Source organism: Teichococcus aerofrigidensis (genome assembly GCF_054073225.1).
Map to the genome: position 1 here is coordinate 1 of NZ_JBSXMU010000270.1, position 902 is coordinate 902.

1 protein-coding gene is annotated in these 902 nt (G+C 79.3%); it reads right to left on the bottom strand.

Annotation, left to right across the window (positions count from 1 at the left end):
* Positions 1-77: 77 nt before the first annotated feature.
* A partial coding sequence (locus ACVMLK_RS21145) for an FAD-dependent oxidoreductase (protein ID WP_457487557.1) occupies positions 78-902 on the bottom strand: 825 nt, incomplete at its 5' end.

The window sequence follows — 902 nt, forward strand, 5'->3', positions numbered from 1 at the left end:
GCGCAGCGCCGCCAGGGCGCCCGCCGCCTCGCTCACGCCGCCCCCATCCTGCGGCCCCCCATCCTGCGCCCCCCCCGTCACGCGGCCAGCGCCCAGCGGCCGGCCCGCTGGCCGGAGCGCACGGCGGCCTCGATGGTGGCCGGCAGCACCGGCTCCATCCAGTCCCCGGCCAGAATGAGGTTCTCCGCCGGATGCGGCGGCGGCGGGGGGGGCTGGTCCGGCTCGTGCAACGGCGTCGCGCGGTGTTCCTTCACGATGCGCCAGGGCGGCGGCGCTTCCGGCCAAGGGCCGGGGAGGCCGGCGGCCAGCGCGGCCTCGCGCAGCTCCCACCAGATCGCCGGCGCCTTGGCCTCGGCGTCGCGCAGCAGGGCGGCGGTGGCGGCGCTGACCGTCACCGCCACGCCGCCGGGCCGCACCAGAACCCATTGCGAGAGCCCGCCGAGCAGGCCGAGGAAGCGCGGCCCGGCGCCGCTGGCATGCTGGAAATGGAGGTTCAGGATCGGGGCGTGCCGCTCCGGCACGCGCAGGCCGGGCAGCAGCCGCACCGCCTCCCAGGGCGGCACCGCCAGCACCACGCGCTGCTCCGGCGCGATCGGCATCCGCGCCGCGCCGAAACGCAGATGGGTGAGGCGGTGGCCCTCGCGCTCCAGCCCGCGCAGGCGGTGCCCCGGGCGGATCTCGACGCCGCGCCGACGCAGCAGGGCCAGGGCGGGCTCCACCAGGTCCGGCCCCAGCCCGCGGCGCGCCACGTAGAGGCGGCAGGCCTCGGGCCGCCACAGGCGCCGCAGCACCGCGCCGAGGCGCCGCAGCCCGGCCTCCTCGACCGGGGTGTTGAGGGCGGCCAGGGTCAGCGGCTCGACGAAGCCGCGCAGCAGCTCGGGGTGGCGGGCGAAGGCCTGGGC